The sequence below is a fragment of the uncultured Chryseobacterium sp. genome (assembly GCF_913776365.1).
In the GTDB taxonomy this organism is placed as follows: Bacteria; Bacteroidota; Bacteroidia; order Flavobacteriales; family Weeksellaceae; genus Chryseobacterium.
In genome coordinates this window covers 1-3,337 of record NZ_CAJYMO010000259.1, presented here as the reverse complement: position 1 = coordinate 3,337, position 3,337 = coordinate 1, and the positions used below count along the sequence as shown (strand labels likewise).

Annotated in this window: 4 protein-coding genes; 3 read left to right on the top strand and 1 reads right to left on the bottom strand. The window is 45.8% G+C overall.

Annotated elements, in window-relative coordinates; translation table 11 throughout:
- The coding region (locus QZ735_RS13395; RefSeq protein ID WP_294249323.1) for an L-dopachrome tautomerase-related protein at nucleotides 1-1,070 on the bottom strand (1,070 nt) is incomplete at its 3' end.
- A 186-nt stretch (nucleotides 1,071-1,256) separates the two neighbouring features.
- On the opposite strand from QZ735_RS13395, the gene QZ735_RS13390 reads away from it, so the two are divergent.
- From QZ735_RS13390 to QZ735_RS13380, 3 genes are all read left to right on the top strand, one after another.
- On the top strand, nucleotides 1,257-1,601 hold the full coding sequence (locus QZ735_RS13390; protein WP_294249321.1) for a helix-turn-helix domain-containing protein: 345 nt from the start codon (nucleotides 1,257-1,259) through the stop codon (nucleotides 1,599-1,601).
- Between the two features lie 98 nt (nucleotides 1,602-1,699).
- The gene (locus tag QZ735_RS13385) at nucleotides 1,700-2,557 is read left to right on the top strand and encodes an AraC family transcriptional regulator (RefSeq protein WP_294249319.1); all 858 of its coding nucleotides are present in this window, start codon (nucleotides 1,700-1,702) and stop codon (nucleotides 2,555-2,557) included.
- 129 nt (nucleotides 2,558-2,686) lie between these two features.
- Nucleotides 2,687-3,337 (top strand): DJ-1/PfpI family protein (locus QZ735_RS13380; protein WP_294249317.1); only part of this gene is annotated, 651 nt, incomplete at its 3' end.

Here is a 3,337-nt window from a genome sequence, read left to right as displayed (position 1 = left end):
GGTCTGAACCTGAAAATGTAATACGGTGCCAGGGCCTTGCTCTTTCCGTTATTAAAAGCAGCGCCCAGATGGACCTGTGCAGCCGACACATACATGTACCCGTCATGGGCATTGTAGCTTACGCCATCGGGCCATAGCAATTTCTGATCAGTGAAAACGGTGTGGATGCTTTTATCTTTTGCCAGTACCACCTTCACGCTGTTGCTCTCCATTGCCGTCAGATAGATATTTCCTTCTGTATCGATGCTCAGCCCGCCGTTGTTCGGCTTTTCAGAATAGTTTTCTATCTTTCCGGACCATTCGCTTTCAGTCAGGTTCTCATTGAGTACCTCTTCCAGCTTTACCCGGTAGAGCCTGCTTCCGTTCAGGGGTGCGAAATACAGCCACTCAAAATTCTCATCTGCCGTGATGCCGTCACAGCCTACCAGGAGGTTTTTACCGTTTGCCGTTAAGGGCTTTCCGTTAATGACAGTCGGCATGTTTTCAGGCAAAGTCGTTCTTGTACCCTGCAGCAGGCGCCGCGTTTTACCGGTTTTCATATCGACCGTGATTAAAGCTGCGGTGCTTCCGTCACCCCCATTGCCTATGCCTTCATCAGCAATGATAAATGCCCCATGCCTGGTATCCACCACCATATCATTGGACTGAGAGGTAGGTACCACTGCTGTTTCAGGCAGATAATAAATCTTCTCAAGGCTGTCAGTTACAGTATTCCAGCCGACGATCTTAGGAGTTACGGGATTGCGTTGCCCCATGTCGAGCATCCAGACAATCCCGTCTTTGTCATTACGGATCCCCAGCACATTGCTCAGGTAATGGTCATCCGTCTCTCTTGGCGTATTCCAGGCTTTATTGGGAAATGGCGCGGTTTTTTTTGTCCTGGCATCATAGGTCACTACACGGTCAGACGGATTGAAAAAAGGATGATGGCTGTAGACCAGATTTCCCTGACGGGTAAAAGCAATATTTCCTACAGCCTGGTCAACGGTGGCAAAAATTTCGTGCGGAACCGTCTGGGAATAGGTCAGTGAACCGATCAGGACCCCAATTGTTAACATGTATTTTTTCATATCGTATATAAATTATTTTTATGATGAGCATCCGTATGAAGGATCGGAAAAGGCAGGCCGGGGCATTTTACCCAGGTTTGTCTGAGGAAGACAATCCTGCTATCTCTTCTTACGAACATTTTTATTGTTGCAAAACAAAGTATAGTATACTACCTTTGCAATAACGGTATAAACAGATAGTAACAGATGTATAGTATAGAAAACAAACGGTATCCCTGCAGCACCAGCCTGACGATGAAATACATAGGCGGAAAATGGAAAGCGGTAATCCTAATTAACCTCATCGAAAAAAAGCGGTACAGTGAGCTGAGAAAAGAGTGCCTGCTGATTACGGAACGCACCTTAAGCCTGCAGCTGAAAGAACTGGAAGCAGACGGGCTGATCACCCGTACGGTGTACACCAGCAAACCCCCGCTGAAAGTGGATTATGAACTGACTGAATTCGGGAAGACCCTGATCCCGCTGCTTAAGGCAATTGCCCAATGGGGAAAGGAAACCGCCGGTAAAAATGATAAGATTGAGATTCTGTAAACGGAAAAACGCCATTAACAGATGACGCGGTTTTGACGGACTGGTTTACCATGAATGAAGAAAACCGTTTTCCTGCTGTTGACAGATTACCCCAGGTTATGAAAGAAAAAATCCCGCAGTATACGATTGGCCTTACGACGAAAAACCAGGACCAATTTTTTATCTATTCACAGGAATGTACGGACAGCCCGCGCCCGGCAGATACAGCTCCCCACAGTCATCATTATTATAGCCTGAGCTTTTTATATAAAGGGCAGGCTCAGGATCCCGTAGATCTGACCCGGCACACCTTGCAGTCACCTGCCCTGTTCATCCTGAATGTTGACCAGGTGCATATCCACACTGACTTAACCGGCTGTAAAATGATTTCCATTGCATTCTCCCCGGAATTCCTGTACGGGCAGGAAAGGAAATTAAGAGGATATACGGAAACTGTTTTTTCCCGGACATCAATGGCGCTTGCCCGTGCAGAACTGGAAGAGCTTGACCGGTATATCCAGCTGCTCCTTGCCCATGATCAGGGAGCAGGAAAGGATCCGGAAGTCATCAGATGCCTGCTGAATATCATACTGATCAAATGCGCAGGGTTCATGAAAGATCCGGATGACAGCAGATCCCGGATCCGTCACCCTGCCCATCATTTTCAGGAACTGCTGAAAGAGAATTTCAGGAATAATCATCAGGTGAAATTTTATGCGGAGGCATTGCATATCACCCCGTCAGTACTTGTCCGGAACGTAAAAAACGAATATCACAAGACACCGAAAGAAATGATCGATGACAGGCTGATGATGGAAGCAAAGAGGCTTCTTTACTGGTCTGATCTTACCATACGGGAAATCGCCTGGGAACTGGGTTTTGAAACGGACAGTTACTTTAACAGATTCTTCAAAAAGTTTACCGGTAAAACACCGAAGGCATTCCAGAAAGAAATGCTGGTCAATAAAATGCTGTAATACATCCGCACGTTCCGCACCATCTTTTGTTCCGCCTTATTTCTTAAGTGCAATCAAATAGCGCAAAAGTGTAACGCGGAATCATCCTGCTCTCTTTAGATTTGCCCTGTATTAATAAAAATTACATCTATGTATTTAAAGAGTCAGGTTACCATGAAAAGAGTAAAAGCAGCCATTCTGTTGACATTATTTCTGATCATACCGATCAGTGCTGATGCCCAGGATACGGGTGCATCAAAAATTAAATTTGAAGACGGAAAAAAGATCAGGGTAGGCTTTCTCGTCTACAACGGGGTGGAAGCACAGGATCTGAACGGTCCGTTGGATGTTTTTGTCAAGGCAAACAGGATGGGCGGAAATTTTGATATTTTCCTGATCTCCTCCACTCCCGACAAAAACATCAAAACAGAATCTGAAACAGTGCACATCAGGACACAGTATTCCATTGAAGATGCACCGCAGACCGACATTCTTATGGTTCCCGGAGCCGCTCCGGATGTTGTGCACAGCCTTTCTGTACAAAATGACTCCCTGAAGGCATGGATGATATCACAGAATAAAAATACAGTCATCACAGGATCCGTATGCACGGGAAGCTTATTGTTAGGAGACCTGGGTTTTCTTGAAGGCCATAAAGCAACCACGCATCCCGCCTGCCTGGAGGACCTTAAGAAAATAAAAGGCGTTGAAGTACAGAAGGATGTACGGTTTACCATGGACCAGAAATACATTACCGGATCAGGTATTACTTCAGGCATTGATGTAGCACTTTACCTCATA